Here is a 19324-nt window from a genome sequence, read left to right on the forward strand (position 1 = left end):
GAAGCGCTGGCTGGTTCGCGGTTGGTGGTGGTGACTCGGGGTGCGGTGTCGGTTGGTGGTGAGGTTGCGGATGTGGCGCAGGCTGCGGTGTGGGGCCTGGTGCGCAGTGCGCAGTCGGAGCATCCGGATCGGTTCGTTCTGGTGGATGTGGAGGGTGACCAGGAGCCGGATTGGGGTGAGTTGCTTGCGGTGGATGAGCCGCAGCTCGCGCTGCGTGATGGGCAGTGGTTGGCTCCTCGGCTGGCCCGTTCGGTTGCGGGGGCTTCCGACGCGGTCGTTGGGCCCTTCGATCCGGAGGGGACGGTGGTGGTCACTGGTGGTACGGGTGGTTTGGGTGCGATCTTCGCCCGTCACCTCGCGGCCTCGCATGGTGTGCGTGACCTTCTGCTGTTGAGCCGTCGTGGTCCCGCGGCTGAGGGTGCCGCGGAGCTGGTTGCGGAGTTGGACGCGTTGGGTTGTGGGGCTCGGGTCGTGGCTTGTGATGTGTCCGACCGTGAGCAGTTGGCTGCGGTGTTGGCCGCGGTGGAGCGTCCGTTGACGGGGGTCGTGCATACGGCGGGTGTGTTGGACGACGGTGTGGTGGAGTCGTTGACTGCCGAGCAGATCGACCGTGTGATGCGTCCCAAGGTCGATGCGGCTTGGCACCTCCACGAGCTGACGGCTGACGCGGACCTGTCCGCGTTCGTGGTGTTCTCGTCGGTGGCGGCGTTGATGGGGAGTCCGGGCCAGGGCAACTACGCTGCGGCGAACGCGGCGTTGGACGCGCTCGCTGCGACCCGCCGTGCCGCGGGACTGCCGGCCACGTCCCTCGCGTGGGGTTTGTGGTCGGACACCGCGGGAATGGGCGCGAGGTTGGGCGAGGCGGAGCTCGCCCGTCTGGAACGGATGGGCATGAGTGCGCTCACCGCCGAAACCGGTCCGGCCCTGTTCGACGAAGCCCTCGAAGCGGATGCCGCCGTGGTGGCTCCGGTCCTGCTGGAGACGGCGGCCCTGAGAGCACAGGCCAAGGCCGGGATGCTTCCGCCGCTGTTGCGCGGGCTGGTCAAGATCCCTGCCCAGGTGGTGGACACCAGTGCTGGCGGTCTGGTCCAGAGGCTTGCCGGTGTGCCGGAGGCAGAACGCGAGCAGATCGTGCTCGAACTCGTACAGACCCAGGTGGCCGCGGTACTCGCTCACTCCTCGGCTTCGTCCATCGAACCGGAGCGGGCGTTCAAGGATCTCGGTTTCGACTCGCTGAGCGCGGTCGAACTGCGGAACCGGCTCACCCAGGCCACCGGCGTGCGCCTGCCCGCCACCCTCGTCTTCGACCACCCGACACCGGCGGCGGTCGCCGATCTGTTGCTGTCGGAGATCGGAGGGGGCGAGCCGGCCGAGCCCCTCATCGACCAAGAGGTGAGGAAGCTGGAGGACATGCTCGTGGCGAGTTCCGCGGACGAGCAACAGCGGGTGGCCAAGCGGCTGCGCACCTTGCTGTCGAGCATCAGCGCCGGGGCGGGCGACGCTGCTCAGAACGACAAGAAGCAGAGCGCCAGGGAGCGGATCGAAGCGGCCACAACCGCAGAAGAGATCTTCCAGATGATCGATGTGGATTTGGGCGAAGCGTGAGTAGGGGCACAGGGATGACGGAGAACATCGATCAGCAGGAGAAGCTCGTCCGCTACCTGAAGAAGGTCGCGGTCGAACTCAACGAGACGAGAGCGCAGCTCGAAGAGGTCGAGGCCCGCGCGACCGAGCCTTTGGCGATCATCGGTATGAGCTGCCGATACCCGGGCGGGGTGACGTCGCCCGAGGACCTGTGGGAGCTGGTGGCATCGGGGCGGGACGCCATCAGCGGACTTCCCACCGACCGTGGCTGGGACCTGGAGCGGCTCTACGACCCCGACCCCGACCAGACCGGCAAGGTGTACGCCCGGGGCGGCGGATTCCTGGCAGGCATCGGGGAGTTCGACGCGGAGTTCTTCGGGATCAGTCCGCGTGAGGCCCTGGCCATGGACCCGCAGCAGCGTCTGCTGCTGGAAGCCTCGTGGGAGGCGTTCGAGCACGCGAGTATCGACCCGACCTCGCTACGCGGCAGCGACACCGGCGTCTACTGCGGTCTCGGTGTCACGGACTACAGCGTGGCCCCTGAAGGCAGCTTGCCTCAGGTAGAGGGGTTCCAGCTCACGGGCGGCTCGGCGAGCGTTTCGTCCGGCCGCATCTCGTACCTGTTCGGGCTGGAAGGCCCGGCGGCCTCGGTGGACACTGCATGTTCCTCCTCGGCTGTGGCCCTGCACTTGGCTGCTCAGGCGCTTCGGTCCGGTGAGTGCTCACTTGCCCTCGCTGGTGGCGTCGCCCTCATGCCCGGCCCGTTCATGTTGCGCGAGTTCAGCCGGCAGCGGGGTCTTTCGACGGACGGGCGGTGCCGTGCGTATGCGGCCTCCGCCGACGGAACGGGGTTCTCGGACGGTCTGGGTCTGGTGGTGCTGGAGCGGCTTTCGGACGCGAAGCGCAACGGGCGTCGCATCCTCGGTCTGATCCGCGGCACGGCGATCAACCAGGATGGCGCGAGCAATGGCCTGACGGCGCCGAACGGTCCCTCGCAGGAGCGGGTGATCCGGCGTGCCCTGGAGAACGCCGGAGGGCTGCGCCTCTCCGAGGTGGACGCGGTTGAGGGCCACGGTACGGGGACGAAGTTGGGTGACCCGATCGAGGCGCAGGCGTTGTTGGCGACGTATGGCGCTGAGCGTGCTGGTGATCCGTTGTGGTTGGGGTCGATCAAGTCGAACATTGGTCATACGTCGGCTGCGGCTGGTGTGGCGGGTGTGATCAAGATGGTGATGGCCATGCGGCATGGTGTGTTGCCGTCGACGTTGCACGTGGATGAGCCGTCGCCGCACGTCGATTGGGCGTCGGGCGAAGTCCAGTTGTTGACGGAGGCGCGGGCGTGGCCGGTGGGGGATCGTCCGCGTCGTGCGGGTGTGTCGTCGTTCGGCGTGAGCGGAACCAACGCCCACATCATCGTGGAGGAAGCGCCGGTTGAGGATGCTGCTGTGGCGGAGGGAACTTCCTCGGGCGGCGTGCGCTTGGCGGCGGTTCCGGTGGTGGTGTCGGGCCGTTCCGATGCGGCGTTGCGTGCCCAAGCGGACCGGTTGCGTTCGTTCGTGACCGAGCGGCCTGAGGTATCTGTTCTGGATGCGGCGTTTTCGTTGGTGGGTACGCGTGCGTTGTTGGAGCGGCGTGCGGTGGTGGTGGCTGGTGGTCGTGATGAGTTGATAGCGGGCTTGGCCAGCATCTCCACGGGCGAAGCCGAAAGCTTCGTGGCGGGGAAGTCGGCGTTCCTGTTTACGGGGCAGGGTTCGCAGCGTGTGGGTATGGGGCTGGGTTTGGCGGGGGAGTTCCCTGCCTTCGACAAGGCGTTGCGGGAAGTCTGTGCGGAACTCGACCCGCGGTTGGGGCGTTCGGTCCGGGAACTCCTTGCCTCCGACGGCGGGGTGTTGGAAGCGACGGAGTTCACGCAGGTGGTGTTGTTCGCGGTCGAGGTCGCGCTGTACCGCCTGGTGGAGTCGCTTGGACTGCGCGCGGACTTCTTGATCGGCCACTCTGTCGGGGAGATCGCTGCTGCGCATGTGGCGGGGGTGCTCTCGTTGCGTGACGCCTCAGAGCTGGTGGTGGCGCGCGGCCGTCTGATGGGTGCATTGCCTGCGGGCGGGGTGATGGTCGCGGTCCAGGCCAGCGAGCCTGAAGTGATCGGATCGTTGGCCGGGTTCGAGGGCCGCCTCGAAGTCGCGGCGGTGAACGGCCCGACTTCCGTGGTCGTCTCCGGTGACGAGGACGCAGCCGAGGAATGGCTCACGCACTGGGAAGACCGCAAGACGACCCGACTGCGGGTGTCCCATGCGTTCCATTCCCCGCGGATGGAACCGATGCTCGACGAGTTCCGGACGGTCGCGGAGCGCTTGGAGTATGCGGCGCCGCAGACCCCGGTCGTCTCGAATGTCACGGGCGCAGTGGTGGAGGCGTTCGACGCCGACTACTGGGTCCGCCACGTACGCGAGGCAGTGCGTTTCGCTGACGGCATCCGCACCCTGTGGGACCTGGACGTGCGCCGCTTCCTGGAACTCGGGCCCGACGCGGTCCTGACCGCGATGGCGCGCCAATGCCTCGACACCGAGACCGAGGACATCGACGCGGTGTTCCTCCCGGCCCTGCGGAGGAAGCAGAACGAGCCGGAAGCGTTCGCCGGGTTCCTCGGCCACGCCTACGCGGCCGGCATCACGGTGGACTGGGACACCTTCTACGCCGACACCGACGCCCAACGCATCGACCTCCCCACCTACGCCTTCCAGCGCGAGAACTACTGGTTGATGCCGTCGGTGGGTGCGGGTGATGTGTCGGCGGCCGGGCTGGATCGGGTGGAGCACCCGGTGTTGGCGGCGGCGGTGCAGGTGGGTGACCGCGACGAGTGGGTGTTCACCGGGCGGTTCTCCGCTGAGTCGCAGCCGTGGGTGCGCGACCACGTGGTGTTGGGCCTGGTCATCGTGCCCGGCACTGCGTGGGTGGAACTGGTGACGGTCGCCGGCCGTCGCGTTGGTGCCCCGGTGCTGGACGAACTCGTGATGGAAGCGCCTCTCCTGTTGGAGGAGGGCGAGGCGGTTCAGCTGCGGGTGACGGTGGGTGCCGTCGAGGACGGCCGACGCGAGGTTGCGGTCTTCGCCCGCCCCGAACCCGGCAGCGGAGATGACACCGGGGTCAGCGGGGACGGTGATCAGGGCAAGGAGATGACCTGCCACGCCCGTGGATGGCTGGCCGCGGAAGACACGACGTCCGTGGCGTCCTGGAACCCGGACGTATGGCCCCCCGCCGGGGGCGAGGTCATGACGGCGGACGAGCTGTACGCGGGCATGGCCGAGCTGGGCTTCGACTACGGCCCCGCCTTCCAGGGCGTGCGTACGGCGTGGAAGGTCGACGGCGACTCGTACGCCGAGGTTGCCCTCCCTGACGACAGCAGCGGAGACGGCTTCGGGGTGCACCCGGCGCTCTTCGACGCCTCCCTGCATTCGGGCTTGCCGCGGGGCGGACCGAGGGACACGGCTGTCCTCCCCTTCTCGTGGTCCGGGGTGCGCATCGGGCGGCAGGGGCTGTCCCGGGTACGCATCCGTATGCGCCAGGTCGACGACACGGCCTTCCGTCTCGACGTCGTCAGCGAACACGGCGAACCGGTGTTGAGCCTGGAGCGGCTGGACCTGCGTTCGGTCGATCCGGCCCAGTTGGAGCGGTTGCGACGCCGTGGACGACAGTCGGTGTACGAGCTCGATTGGGCCCCGATCACCGTGGGCGTGGGCGAGCCCGTCCGGGCTGCGGTGCTGGGGGGAGCCGGCGTCATGGGCGACCGGTTCCCGGACCTGGACGCCTGGGAGCGTAGCCTCGCAGAGGGTGGCTCGGTGCCGCATCTGGTCCTGGCCGGTGTCGATGTGCCGGACGGCGACCCGGCCGGGGCTGCCAGGGCGGCTACCGCCGGGGCCCTGGACCTGGTGCAACGCTGGCTGACCAGTGAGCGGCTGGGCGGCGATGCCCGACTGGTCGTGGTGACCCGGGGAGCGGTGGCCGTGGGGGACGAGGTCCCTGACGTTGCCCAGGCCGCGGTCTGGGGTCTGCTGCGCAGCGCGCAGTCCGAGCACCCGGGCCGGTTCCTCCTGGTCGACCTGGACGGCGAAGAGCCGGACTGGGGCGCGCTGCTCGACGGCGACGAACCGCAGATCGCCGTGCGCGGGGAGCAGGTGTTCGCGCCGCGACTGAGGGCGGTCACCGCACCCGCCGACGACGCATGGCACCTGTCGGCCACGCGCAAGGGTTCGCTTGAGGACGTCGAGATCGTGCCCTCCGGCGCCCGCCGGCCGCTCGCTGCCGACGAGGTCCGCATCACGGTCCGTGCCGCGGGGGTGAACTTCCGCGACGTTCTGATCGCGCTCGGTCTCTACCCCGATGACGTGCCCCTGGGCGCGGAGGCGGCCGGTGTCGTGCTGGAGGTCGGCTCGGCCGTCACGGATGTCACGCCGGGCGACCGGGTCTTCGGAATCGTGATGGAGTCCTTCGGCCCGGTGGCCGTGGCGCACCGGACCCTGGTCGCCCGGATGCCGGACGGCTGGTCGTACGCCCAGGCGGCCTCGGTCCCGGTGGCGTACGCGACTGCCTACTACGGTCTGGTGGACCTGGCCGGGCTGAGCGCGGGGGAACGGGTCCTGGTGCAGGCCGCTGCCGGTGGTGTGGGGACGGCTGCGGTGCAGATCGCGCAGCACCTCGGCGCGGAGGTGTTCGCCACGGCCAGCCCGTCGAAGTGGGACGTGGTGCGGGCCTCGGGCGTTCCCGCCGACCACATCGCCTCCTCGCGGGAACCGGGGTTCCGGGACGCCTTCCTGGAGGTCACGGAGGGCGCCGGGGTGGACGTGGTGTTGAACTCCCTCGCGGGCGAGTTCGTTGACGCCTCGTTGGACCTGCTGCCGCGTGGTGGCCGGTTCGTGGAGATGGGCAAGGCTGACGTCCGGGACGCCGAGGCGATCGCGGCACGGCCCGCGGGCGTGGCGTACCGCGCGTTCGATCTGTGGGAGGCGGGTCCCCAGCGGCTGGGCGAGCTGTTGTCCGAGGTCGTGGCCCTGTTCCAGAAGGGCGTACTCAGGTTCGCACCGATCCGGACCTGGGACGTTCGCCAGGGTCGCGAGGCGTTGCGCTACCTGAGGGAGGGCCTCAACGTCGGCAAGGTGGTGCTGACCGTTCCGGCGCCGCTCGGCCCGGAGGGGACGGTGGTGGTCACTGGTGGTACGGGTGGTTTGGGTGCGGTGTTCGCTCGTCACCTCGCGGCCTCGCATGGTGTGCGTGACCTTCTGCTGCTGAGTCGTCGTGGTCCTGCGGCTGAGGGTGCCGCGGAGCTAGTTGCGGAGTTGGACGCGTTGGGTTGTGGGGCTCGGGTCGTGGCTTGTGATGTGTCCGACCGTGAGCAGTTGGCTGCGGTGTTGGCCGCGGTGGAGCGTCCGTTGACCGGTGTCGTGCACACGGCGGGTGTGTTGGACGACGGTGTGGTGGAGTCGTTGACTACCGAGCAGATCGACCGTGTGATGCGTCCCAAGGTCGACGCGGCTTGGCACCTCCACGAGCTGACGGCTGACGCGGACCTGTCCGCGTTCGTGGTGTTCTCGTCGGTGGCGGCGTTGATGGGGAGTCCGGGCCAGGGCAACTACGCTGCGGCGAACGCCGCACTCGACGCGCTCGCTGCGACCCGCCGTGCCGCGGGACTGCCGGCCACGTCCCTCGCGTGGGGCCTGTGGTCGGACACCGCGGGCATGGCGGCGCAACTGGACGAGGCGGACCTCGCCCGTCTGGAGCGCATGGGCATGACCGCGCTCACCCCCGAGACCGGGCCCGCCCTGTTCGACCGGTCGCTGGACCTGGACGCGGCCGTGGTGGCTCCGGTCCTGCTGGAGACGGCGGCACTGCGTGCGCAGGCCAGGGCGGGGATGCTTCCGCCGTTGCTGCGCGGACTGGTCAAGATGCCCGCCCGCGCGGGCGAGGCGAACGCGGCGGTCCTGCTCCAGCGGCTGGCCGGTGAGTCGGAAGCGGACCGGGAACGGATCGTGCTCGAACTGGTCCAGTCCCAGGTGGCGTCCGTCCTCGGACACTCCTCGGCGGTGTCCGTGGACCCCGAGCGGGCGTTCAAGGACCTCGGTTTCGACTCGCTGAGCGCGGTCGAACTGCGGAACCGGCTCACCCGGGCCACCGGCGTGCGTCTGCCCGCCACCGTCGTGTTCGACCATCCGTCCCCGGCGGCCGTGGCCCGGCACCTGCTCGTGGAGATCGCTCCCGATGCCGCAGGCAAGCCCCGGTCGGAGGAGGACGAGATCCGTGCCCTCCTCGCGTCGATCCCCATCGACCGGCTGCGCAAGGCCGGCCTCCTCGGCACCCTGCGCGAACTGGCCGACAGCGATCTGGCGGAGGCGCCCGACGAGGACGGGGACACCGCTTCGTTCGACGACATGGACGCGGAAGCCCTGATCCGGATGGCCCAAGAGGACCTCGCATGACCTCGGCTGAGGAAGTCGTCGCCGCAACGAGCTTGGAGAAGAAGGAATAGACATGGCCACCGACCAGAACCAGCTCGTCGAGGCGCTCCGGAAGTCCCTCAAGGAGACCGACCGGCTCCGTCAGCTGAACAAGCGGCTCCTTGCCCAGGCCGGTGAGCCGCTGGCCATCGTCGGCATGAGCTGCCGCTACCCCGGGGGCGTCACCTCCCCCGACGAGTTGTGGGAGCTGGTGGCGTCGGGGCGTGACGCGATCACCGGGCTCCCCGCCGACCGTGACTGGGACCTGGAGCGGCTCTACGACCCGAGCCTGAGCCGGCCCGGCGCCCTGTCCACCAGCGGAGGCGGTTTCCTCGACCGAATAGCCGAGTTCGATGCCGAGTTCTTCGGGATCAGTCCGCGTGAGGCCCTGGCCATGGACCCGCAGCAGCGTCTGCTGCTGGAAGCCTCGTGGGAGGCGTTCGAGCACGCGGGAATCGATCCGACCTCGCTGCGCGGCAGTGACACGGGTGTCTTCTGCGGCGTGGGCACCAGCGACTACTGCTCGGTGCCCGCGGGCAGCCTGCCGCACATCGAGGGCTTCCAACTGACCGGTGGCGCGGCCAGCGTGTCCTCCGGCCGGATCTCCTACGTGTTCGGTCTGGAGGGGCCCGCGGTATCCGTCGACACCGCCTGTTCCTCCTCCGCGGTCGCCCTGCACATGGCCGCCCAGGCCCTGCGCGCCGGGGAGTGCTCCATGGCCCTCGTCGGCGGTGTGACCGTCATGTCCGGCCCGTTCCTGCTGTCCGAGTTCAGCCGTCAGCAGGCGGTGTCGCCGGACGGGCGGTGCCGTGCGTACGCGGCGTCCGCCGACGGAACGGGGTTCTCGGACGGTCTGGGTCTGGTGGTGCTGGAGCGGCTTTCGGACGCGAAGCGCAACGGCCGTCGCATCCTCGGTCTGATCCGCGGCACGGCGATCAACCAGGACGGCGCCAGCAACGGCCTCACCGCGCCGAACGGTCCCTCGCAGGAGCGGGTCATCCGCCAGGCCTTGAACAGCGCGGGCCTGTCCCCGTCCGACGTGGACGCGGTCGAGGGCCACGGCACCGGCACCGTCCTCGGCGACCCGATCGAAGCCCAGGCCCTGCTGGCGACGTACGGCCGCGAGCGTGCCGGTGACCCGGTGTGGCTGGGGTCGATCAAGTCGAACATCGGCCACACCTCGCTGGCCGCGGGCGTGGCCGGGGTGATCAAGATGGTGATGGCGATGCGGCACGAGGTGCTGCCGCAGACCCTGCACGTCGACGAGCCGTCCCCGCACATCGACTGGGAGTCAGGCGGCGTCGAGTTGCTGACCGAGTCGCGGCCCTGGCCGGTGGGGGACAGGCCCCGTCGCGCCGCGGTGTCGTCGTTCGGGGTGAGCGGCACCAACGCGCACATCATTCTGGAAGAGGCCCCCGCCGAGGAGCCCGTCGCCGGCCACCCTGCGGAGCCGCGCCCGGTGCGGGTCGTTCCCGTGACGGTGTCCGGCCGGACCGCGACCGCGATGCGCGCCCAAGCCGAGCGCATCCGCGCGCACGCACTGGCCCGGCCCGAACTGTCCTTGGCGGACCTCGGTCTTTCGGCGGCGACCACCCGGGCCCACCTGGAGCACCGTGGTGTCGTGGCCGCCGCTGATCGTGCCCAACTGCTCTCCGCCCTGACTGCCTTGTCCGTCGGAGAGCCGTCGCCCCTCGTCGTCGAGGGCCGCGCCGCACCCGGGGCAAAGCCGGTGTTCGTGTTCCCGGGTCAGGGTGCGCAGTGGGTGGGTATGGCGGTGGGGTTGTTGGATGGGTCTGCGGTGTTTGCTGCTGAGGTGGCGGCGTGTGGGGAGGCGTTGTCGGAGTTTGTGGAGTGGCGGCTTGAGGATGTGTTGCGGGGTGTTGAGGGTGCTCCGTCGTTGGAGCGGGTGGATGTGGTGCAGCCCGCGTTGTTCGCGGTGATGGTGGGTTTGGCGGCGGTGTGGCGTTCGTATGGTGTGGAGCCGTCCGCGGTGGTCGGACACTCGCAGGGGGAGATCGCTGCGGCGTACGTGGCGGGTGGGTTGTCGTTGCGGGATGCCGCGCGGATCGTGGCGGTGCGGAGCCTGTTGGTGCGTGACCGGTTGGCTGGTCTCGGCGGGATGATGTCCGTTGCGGTGGGGGCGGAGCGGGCTGAGGAACTGATCGCTCCGTATGCCGGTCGGGTGTCGGTGGCGACGGTGAACGGCCCTTCGTCGGTCGTGGTGGCGGGGGAGCCGGAGGCCCTGGACGAGCTGCTGGCCACGTGTGAGCGGGAAGATGTCCGGGCTCGGCGGGTGAAGGTGGATTACGCGTCGCATTCGGTGCAGGTGGAGGTGGTTGAGGGGGAGTTGCGGGAGGCGCTTGCGTCGGTGGTGCCGTTGAAGGGGCGGGTTCCGTTCTATTCGACGGTGTCGGGTGGGTTTCTGGACACCACGACGATGGATGCCGGGTATTGGTACCGGAATCTGCGGAACCCGGTCGGTTTCGAGCCGGCGGTCCGTGCGCTCGTCGACAAGGGCACGGGTTGCTTCCTGGAGATGTCCCCCCACCCCGTGCTCACCATGGCGGTGGAGCAGACCGTTGCCGACCACGGCCAGGTCAACCGGGCCGCGGTGGTGGGCTCCCTGCGCCGCGACGAGGGCGGCCTGGAACGATTCCTCCTCTCGCTCGGCCAGGCACATGCCGCCGGGGTGAAGGTCGACTGGGCCGCCCACTTCGCCGACTCCGGCGCCCGGCGGGTCGCCCTGCCGACCTACGCCTTCCAACACAAGCGCTACTGGCTGGACTCCACCGGATTCGCCGATGCCTCCGCGGTCGGCCTCGGCCGCGTCGAGCACCCCGTGCTGGCGGCGGCCGTGCAGGTCGGTGACCGCGACGAGTGGGTCTTCACCGGCCGCGTTTCCCACCAGGGACAGCCGTGGACCCGTGACCACGCCCTGTTCGGCACGGTCACCCTCCCGGGTGCCGCGCTGGTGGAGTTGGTCCTGTCCGCGGCCCGGCACGTCGACTGCGAACTGCTGGAGGAGTTGGACCTCGACGCGCCGGTGGTCCTCACGGACGACGCCGTACGGGTGCAGGTCACGGTCGGGGCGGCCGACGCCGCCGGCCGCCGTGAGGTGGCGGTCTACTCACGCCCGGACACGGGCGAGGAACAGCCCACCGGGACCGTCCGCCACGCCCGGGGCCGGATCGCCCCCGAGGCGGCGCCGCTGTCGAACCGAACCGGCCAGTGGCCGCCCGCCGGGGCCGAGCCGCTGTCAGTGGAGGGGCTGTACACCACGCTGGCCGAACAGGGGCTCGACTGCGGTCAGTTGCTCCAGTGCGTGCAGTCGGCGTGGACTCGGGAAGGCGAGGTGTACGCCGACCTCGCGCTGCCCGACGGAACCGATGCCGGCGGGTTCGCGCTCCACCCCGCCCTGCTGGAGTCCTCGCTCCACACGGCCCCCCGGTCCGCGGCGGACGGCGCCCCGTCCGCGGTGTCCTGGTCGGGCGTGCGGGTCGCGGGCGAGAAGGTGTCCCAGGCGCGGGTGCGGATCGTCGCGGTCGGTGACGACGCACTGCGCCTCGACGTCTTCGACGCCGAGGACGCGCCCGTCGCTCACGTCGACCGGATCGTCGTACGGGCTGCCGACCCGGCCAGGCTCGGGCAACTGCGGCGCGGACAGCACCCGTTGTTCCGTTTGGACTGGGCCCCCGTGTCGGTCGGTACGGCCGCACCGGTGCGGACGGCCGCGCTGGGCGGGATCGCGGGAGTGGCCGACGTGCACCCCGAACTGGCCTCGCTGCTCACCGCCGTCGCCGAGGGAGCGCCCGTCCCGCAGACGGTTCTCGCCGCGATCGACACCTCCGAGGAGCAGACGCCCGAGGCGGTGCGCGACGCCGCCGAACGGACCGTGGCGCTGCTGCGGCAGTGGCTCGCCGCCGACGGCCTGGACGAGGCCGTACTCGTCGTCCTCACCGAAGGCGCGGTGACGATCGGGGACGAGGCGCCCTGTGCCGCGCAGGCCGCGGTGTGGGGCGTGGTGCGCGCCGCGCAGTCCGAGCACCCCGGCCGCTTCCTCGTCGTGGACGCGAACGGGGTGGCCGACGGGGCCAGGGAGTGGGGCGCGCTGCTCGCGCTCGACGAGCCCCAGCTCGTCGTGCGCGACGGCAAGGTACTGGCTCCGCGATTGGCCAGGGTTCCCGGCGGACCGGCGGGCCGACCGGAGCCCGTGGACCCCGACGGGACCGTGCTGGTCACCGGCGGTCTGGGCGCCCTGTTCGCCGAACGTCTGGTCACCCACCACGGCGCCCGTCACCTGGTGCTGGCCACTGCCCCGGAGCAGGTGGACACGGTCTCCGCCGATCTGGAGTCCCTGGACGCGCAGGTGCGGGTCGTGCCCTGTGACGTCACCGACCGCAAGCAGCTCGCCGCTCTGGTCGCGTCCTTGGAACTCCCCCTGACCGCGGTCGTGCATGCCGCGGGGGTGCCCGACGCGGGGCTGATCGACAGCCTGTCCGACGAGCGGTGGGGGACGGTGCTGCGCGCCACGGTCGACACGGCCTGGCACCTGCACGAGCTGACGGCGGACGCGGACCTCTCCGCGTTCGTCCTCTTCTCCTCCTTCGCGGGTCTGGTCGGCATCCCCGGTCAGGCCGCTGCCTCCGCGGCGGACGCCGCGTTGGCCGCGCTGGCGGGCGTCCGTCGATCGGCGGGTCTGCCCGGCACCACGCTCGCCTGGGGCTTCTGGGCCGACGGGCCCGGCACCCCCGAACTCGGCACGGCCGACGCCGCTCTCGTCGCCCAGGCCGGAATCCTTCCGCTGCCCACCGAACTCGGACTCGAACTGTTCGACCGCGGTGTCGCCACGGACGAGGCGCTGCTGGCTCCGGTGGAGCTGGACCCGGCCGTCCTGCGGGAACAGGCCCGGGCCGGGCTGCTGCCCGCGGTGCTGCGCGGACTCGTGCGGGTGCCCGTCCGGCGCGCGGCCTCCGGCGGCACCCTGGCGCGCCGCCTGGCGGAGGTGCCGGAGGCCGATCGGGAACGGGTGGTGCTCGAACTGGTGCGGGCGCAGGTCGCCTCGGTGCTCGGCCACACCTCCGCCGACGAGGTGGACGGCGAACGCGCCTTCAAGGAGATCGGCTTCGACTCCGTCAGCGCGGTCGAACTGCGCAACCGGCTCTCCCAGAGCACCGGAGTGCCGTTGCCCGCCACCGTGGTGTTCGACCATCCGACACCGGTGGCCGTGACCCGGTTGCTGCTCTCGCAGGTCGACGGAACGACGAGCGCCGCACCGCCGCCCGCGCAGAAGCGGGTCGGCGCGGTGGACGAACCATTGGCGATCATCGGTATCGGTTGCCGCTACCCCGGGGGCGTCACCTCCGCGGAGGACCTGTGGGACCTCGTGGTCGAGGGCCGGGACGTGATCGGCCCGATGCCCACCGACCGGGGCTGGGACGTGGAACGGCTGTACAGCCCGGACCGCGAGCAGATCGGCACCACGTACGCCCGCGGCGGGGGCTTCCTCGCGGGCATGGGCGACTTCGACGCCGAGTTCTTCGGGATCAGCCCCCGCGAGGCCGTGGCGATGGACCCCCAGCAGCGACTGTTGCTGGAGACCTCCTGGGAGACCCTGGAACACGCCTCGATCGATCCGACGTCCCTGCGCGGCACCGATACCGGCGTCTTCCTCGGCATCACCGGCTCCGACTACGGCATCCTCGTGCCCAGCGAGTACGAGGGCTACCGCGTCCTCGGCACCATGACGAGCGTCGCCTCCGGCCGCATCGCCTACACCCTGGGGCTGGAGGGTCCCGCGGTGTCGATGGAGACGGCCTGCTCCTCCTCCGGGGTGGCGTTGCACCAGGCGGCGCAGGCGCTCCGCAACGGTGAGTGCTCACTCGCGTTGGCGGGCGGGGTGACGTTCATGACGACACCGATCACGATGACCGAGTTCAGCCGGCAGGGAGCGAACTCTCCGGACGGGCGGTGCCGCGCGTACGCGGCGTCCGCCGACGGAACGGGGTTCTCGGACGGTCTGGGTCTGGTGGCGCTGGAGCGGTTGTCCGACGCGCAGCGCAACGGGCGTCGCATCCTGGGGCTGATCCGGAGCACGGCGATCAACCAGGACGGTGCGAGCAACGGCCTGACCGCACCGAACGGTCCGGCCCAGGAGCGGGTCATCCAACAGGCGCTGGCCAACGCCGGACTGTCCCCGTCCGATGTGGACGTGGTCGAGGGCCACGGCACCGGCACCGTCCTCGGTGACCCGATCGAGGCGCACGCCCTGCTGGCGACGTACGGCCGTGAGCGGGCCGGCGGCGACCCGCTGTGGTTGGGGTCGATCAAGTCGAACATCGGCCACACCTCCGGGGCCGCCGGTGTCGCCGGCGTGATCAAGATGGTGATGGCGATGCGGAACGGGGTCCTCCCGAAGACCCTGCACGTCGACGAGCCCTCCCCGCACATCGACTGGCAGTCCGGCGAGGTCGCACTGCTGACGGAGGCCCGGGAGTGGACCAGCCCCGGCCGTCCGCGTCGTGCGGGTGTGTCGTCGTTCGGGGTGAGCGGCACCAACGCCCACATCATCGTGGAGGAGGCGCCCGCCGAGGTGCCTGCCGCGCCCGTCGAGGACGTGACGCCGGCGCCCGTGACGCCGGCGCCCGTGACGCCGGTGCTGCTCTCCGCGCGCGGCGAGGACGCCCTGCGCGCCCAGGCCGAACGTCTGCGGCGGCACCTGCTGGCGGACCCGGACCTGTCGGTGCTCGACCTCGGGCACTCGCAGCTGACCACACGGGCCTCGCTGGACCACCAGGCGGTGCTCGTCGCCGGCGACCGCGACGAACTGGTCGCCGAACTCGCCGGATTCGCCGTCGGTGACGTGACCGAGCAGACCGCTGCCGGCCGCCCCGTGGGCACCGCAAAGCCGGTGTTCGTGTTCCCGGGTCAGGGTGCGCAGTGGGTGGGTATGGCGGTGGGGTTGTTGGATGGGTCTGCGGTGTTTGCTGCTGAAGTAGCGGCGTGTGGGGAGGCGTTGTCGGAGTTCGTGGAGTGGCGGCTTGAGGATGTGTTGCGGGGTGTTGAGGGTGCTCCGTCGTTGGAGCGGGTGGATGTGGTGCAGCCCGCGTTGTTCGCGGTGATGGTCGGCCTGGCGGCGGTGTGGCGTTCGTACGGAGTCGAGCCGTCCGCGGTGGTCGGACACTCGCAGGGGGAGATCGCTGCGGCGTACGTGGCGGGTGGGTTGTCGTTGCGGGATGCCGCGCGGATCATCGCGGTGCGCAGCCGGATCGCCCGCGACCGGCTCATGGGCACCGGGTCCCTGGCCTCGCTCGCCCTGCCGCTGGAGCGGGTCGAGCAACTGATCGCCCCCTACGGGGACGGCGTGTCGGTGGCGGCGGTGAACGGCCCCTCGGCAGTGATCGTCGCGGGTGACGTGGAAGCGGTCGACGCCCTGGTCCAGCACTGTGAACGCGAGGGCGCCCGGGCCAAGCGGGTCCCCAGCACCTTCGCCTCGCACTCACCGCACGTGGAGGTGGCGCGCGCCGAGATGCTGGAAGCGTTCGCCCCGGTCGAGCCGCGGAGCGGGCACGTTCCCCTGTACTCGACGGCACTCGGCGGCTTCGTCGACACCGTGAGCATGGACGCCGACTACTGGTACGCCAACCTCCGCAACCCGGTCGGCTTCGAACCGGCCGTCCGCGCGCTCGTGGACGACGGCGCCGGCTGCTTCCTGGAGATGTCCCCGCACCCGGTGCTGGGCGTCGCGATGGAGGAGACCGTCGCCGCCAGCGGTGCCGCCCGGGTCGCCGTGGTCGGCTCGCTGCGCCGCCAGCAGGGCGGGCTGAAGCGGTTCCTGCTCTCCCTCGCCGAGGCGCACATCGCCGGGGTGAAGATCGATTGGGCGGCCCACTTCGCCGACTCCGGTGCCCGACAGGTGCCGCTGCCGACCTACGCCTTCCAGCGCAAGCGGCACTGGCCGAGCACGCGCCCGACCGCGGGCGACCCGGCGGACTCCGGTCTCGGCCGGGTCGACCACCCGGTGTTGACGGCCGGCATGCAACTCGCCGACCGGGACGAATGGGTGCTCACCGGCCGGCTGTCCCACGAGTCCCAGCCGTGGCTGCGCGATCACGCCGCGTTCGGTCTCCCCGTCGCCCCCCACACGACCCTGGTCGAACTGGCGCTGGCCGCGGGGCGCAACGTCGGGACGCCGCTGCTCGACGACATGATGTTCGAGGCGCCGGTGCTGCTGCCCGACGGCGCGGCGCTCCAGATCCAGACGATCGTGGGCGCCCGTGGAGCGGACGGCCGCCGATCGGTCGCCGTGCACTCACGTCCGGACGGTGACCAGCACGCCGAGTCGACCCGCCACTGCACCGGCTGGTTGGCACCGGACACCGCGCCCGCCACGGCTTGGACCGGCGCATGGCCGCCCGCCGGGGCCGAAGCGGTACCGGTGGACGGGCTGTACGCCACCCTGGTCGACCTCGGCCTGGACTGCGGTCCGGCGCTCCAGGGGGTGCGCGCGGCCTGGCGCTCCGGCACCGAGCTGTACGCCGAACTCGCGCTGCCCGAGGACGTCGGCGCCGCGGGCTTCGGCATCCACCCGGCCCTGTTCGAATCTGCCCTGCACACGGGGCAGTTGTCCTTCACCGAGCAGGGGACGCCGAAGCTTCCGGTCACCTGGACCGGGGTGCGGTTGGCGGCGACCGGTGCCAGCCGGGGCCGTGCGCACGTGAAGCCCGAGGGCGACGCCCTGCGGTTGCACGTCTTCGGTGAGGACGGTGCACTCGTCCTCGGGGTGGACCGCATCGCCTTCCACGAGGTCGACGAGGGCCACCTCGAAGAACTCCGCCGCGGTCAGAGCTCGTTGTACCGCGTGGACTGGACCCCGGTTCCGCTGGGCGCGGCCGCTCCGGTGCGGCTGGCCGCGCTGGACGGGGCCCCGGGGGTGCTGGTGGACCGGTACCCGGACCTGGCGGAGCTCGGCCGGGCCGTCGCCGACGGCACACCCGCCCCGCAGGCCGTGCTCACCCGGCTCGACACCCCCGTCGGGGAATCTCCCGCGGCGGTACGGCGCGCGGTCGACGAGGCGACCGCCCTGGTGCGGCGCTGGCTGGAGCAGGCGCCGTCCGGCGGGGCCGTACTCGTCGTGGTGACGCGCGGCGCGGTCGCCGTCACCGACACGGAGGTGCCCGATGCGGCGCAGGCCGCGGTGTGGGGCGTGCTGCGGGAGGCACAGGCCGCGCACCCGGGCCGGTTCCTCGTCGTGGACGTCGACGGAACCGGCGAGGAGGCCCAGCCGGAGTGGGGCGCGGTGCTCGGCGCCGACGAACCGCAGCTCGCCGTGCGCGCCGGAGGGGTCCTGGTGCCCCGGCTGGCCCTGCTGCCGGCCGGATCAGCACAACGATCGCCGCTGGCGGACACCGACGGCACCGTGCTGATCAGCGGCGGTACGGTCGCGGGCGCCTCGCTGGCCAAGCACCTGGCCGTCCAGCACGGCGTCCGGGAACTGCTGCTGCTCGGCGAACCCGGCGCAGCCGCGGACGCGTTGGTGACGGAACTCGCCGCACTCGGTGCCCGGGCGCGCGTCGAGGCCCCCGCACCCGACGGGCTCGCCACGGTGCTCGAATCCCTGGACCGGCCGCTCAGCGCGGTCATCCACACGGGGGACGGGCCCGGTGTCACCGCGCTGGAACTGCTCTGGCGACTGCACACGCTGACCGAGCACGCCGGGCTCCGCGCCTTCGTGACGTTCTCCTCGTTCGCGTCCCTCGCCGGCGGCGGGGCAACGGACCCGACCGCCGACGCGGCCGGCGCGGCCCTGGTGCGGGCGCGCCGCGCCGCCGGGCTCGCCGGTACCCAACTCGCCTGGGGCGCCTGGGCGGGGATCACTGAGGCCCCCGGCAGTGTCGAACTGTCGATCGAGCACGGGCTCGCGCTGTTCGATCAGGCCCTCGCGGTGGACGCCCCACTGGTGGCGCCGGTGCGACTGGACCTGGCGGTGCTGCGGGCACAGGCCCGCGAGCGGACCCTGCCGGCCCTGCTGCGCGCACTGGTGCGCCTGCCCGCCAAGCGGGTGACGAGCGGTGGGTCGCTGGCCCAGCGCCTGGCCGGCGTCCTGGACGCGGAACGCGAGCAGGTCGTGTTGGAGCTCGTCAACGCACACGTGGCGGCCGTGCTCGGCCACCAGGCCGACGACCGGATCGACACCGAGCGCAAGCTGGCGGAACTCGGCATGGACTCGATGAGCGCGGTCGGGCTCCGCAACCGGCTCGCCCAGGCCACCGGCATGAGCCTGCCCGTCTCGTTCGTCTTCGAGCACCCGACCCCGGCGGAGATCGCCCGCCAACTGCTCAAGCGGGTCGGCTCGGGAGCCGACACCGGGGCGTCCCCGACGGTCGACGAGACGATCACCCCGCGGCTGCGGCACGCCGTCGAGACCGGCACCCTGCCGCAGGCACTGCGGCAACTGGTGGACGAGGCGGCCACCCGTGAGGCCTTCTCCTCGGCCGCCGAACTGCCCGGCACCGAGGCGCTGCTCGCGCGACTGGCCTCCGGGCCCGGCCGGGTGAAGATCGTCTGCGTGCCGTCCTACGTGTACGTGGTCGGTTCCGGTCAGGAGCAGTTCATGCGGCTGGCCCAACGCTTCGAAGGGGTGCGTGACGTGCACGTCTGCGCCCTGCCGGGCTTCGGGAGCGAGGTGGTCCCGGCGTCCCGGGAGGTCGCCCTGGACGTCCTGGGCGATGCCGTCCGCGCGGCCGTCGGCGACGCACCGTTCGTCCTGGTCGGCTACTCCATGGGCGGGGCGGTGGCCCGTTCACTGGCCGAACACCTCGAAGACGCCGGTGCCGCACCGGCCGGGGTCGTCATGATCGACACACTGGCACTCGACGTCGACGGCGGCGGTGACAGCGGCGAAGGACCGGCTGGGGACGGCGGGGACGGGGCGGGCCGTGCGTTCGCCGCGGTGCTGGCGGAGATCCTCACCCAGGAGCGGCACCCGGTCACCGTCGACGACGCCAGTTGGCTGTCCACGGGCGCCTATCTGCGCCTGTTCACCGGAACCCGGCAGCAGTCGGTCTCCGCACGGACCCTGATGATCCGCGCGACCGAACCGCTCGGCGGTGCGGGCCTGCCCCACGGCCCCCGGTGGGAGCACGCCGACGAGCACGTCGAGGTGGCCGCCGACCACTTCGCCCTGGTCGAGACGGCCGCCGCCGCCACCGCGGAGGCCATCGAGGGCTGGATCGGCGAGTGACGAGCGGCGACGGCGG

The 19324-nt window shown here is 71.5% G+C and carries 3 protein-coding genes; all 3 read left to right on the forward strand.

The window, feature by feature from the left end:
• On the forward strand, positions 1–1605 hold a 1605-nt coding region (locus ACFWIA_RS31140; RefSeq protein ID WP_387010602.1), incomplete at its 5' end, for an SDR family NAD(P)-dependent oxidoreductase.
• A gap of 14 nt (positions 1606–1619) precedes the next feature.
• Positions 1620–8051, forward strand: a complete 6432-nt coding sequence (locus ACFWIA_RS31145) for an SDR family NAD(P)-dependent oxidoreductase (RefSeq protein WP_387010603.1) — start codon at positions 1620–1622, stop codon at positions 8049–8051.
• A 52-nt stretch (positions 8052–8103) separates the two neighbouring features.
• A complete protein-coding gene (locus ACFWIA_RS31150; RefSeq protein WP_387010604.1) occupies positions 8104–19308 on the forward strand; it encodes an SDR family NAD(P)-dependent oxidoreductase in 11205 nt (3734 codons plus the stop codon).
• The last annotated feature ends 16 nt before the right edge of the window (positions 19309–19324 follow it).

Origin of the sequence: Streptomyces sp. NPDC127068 (assembly GCF_042724695.1) — a bacterium.
In the GTDB taxonomy this organism is placed as follows: domain Bacteria; phylum Actinomycetota; class Actinomycetes; order Streptomycetales; family Streptomycetaceae; genus Streptomyces.

Coding starts and splice junctions, on each gene's coding strand:
- ACFWIA_RS31145 (WP_387010603.1), top strand. CDS start 1,620: ATGACGGAGAACATCGATCAGCAGGAGAAGCTCGTCCGCTACCTGAAG.
- ACFWIA_RS31150 (WP_387010604.1), top strand. CDS start 8,104: ATGGCCACCGACCAGAACCAGCTCGTCGAGGCGCTCCGGAAGTCCCTC.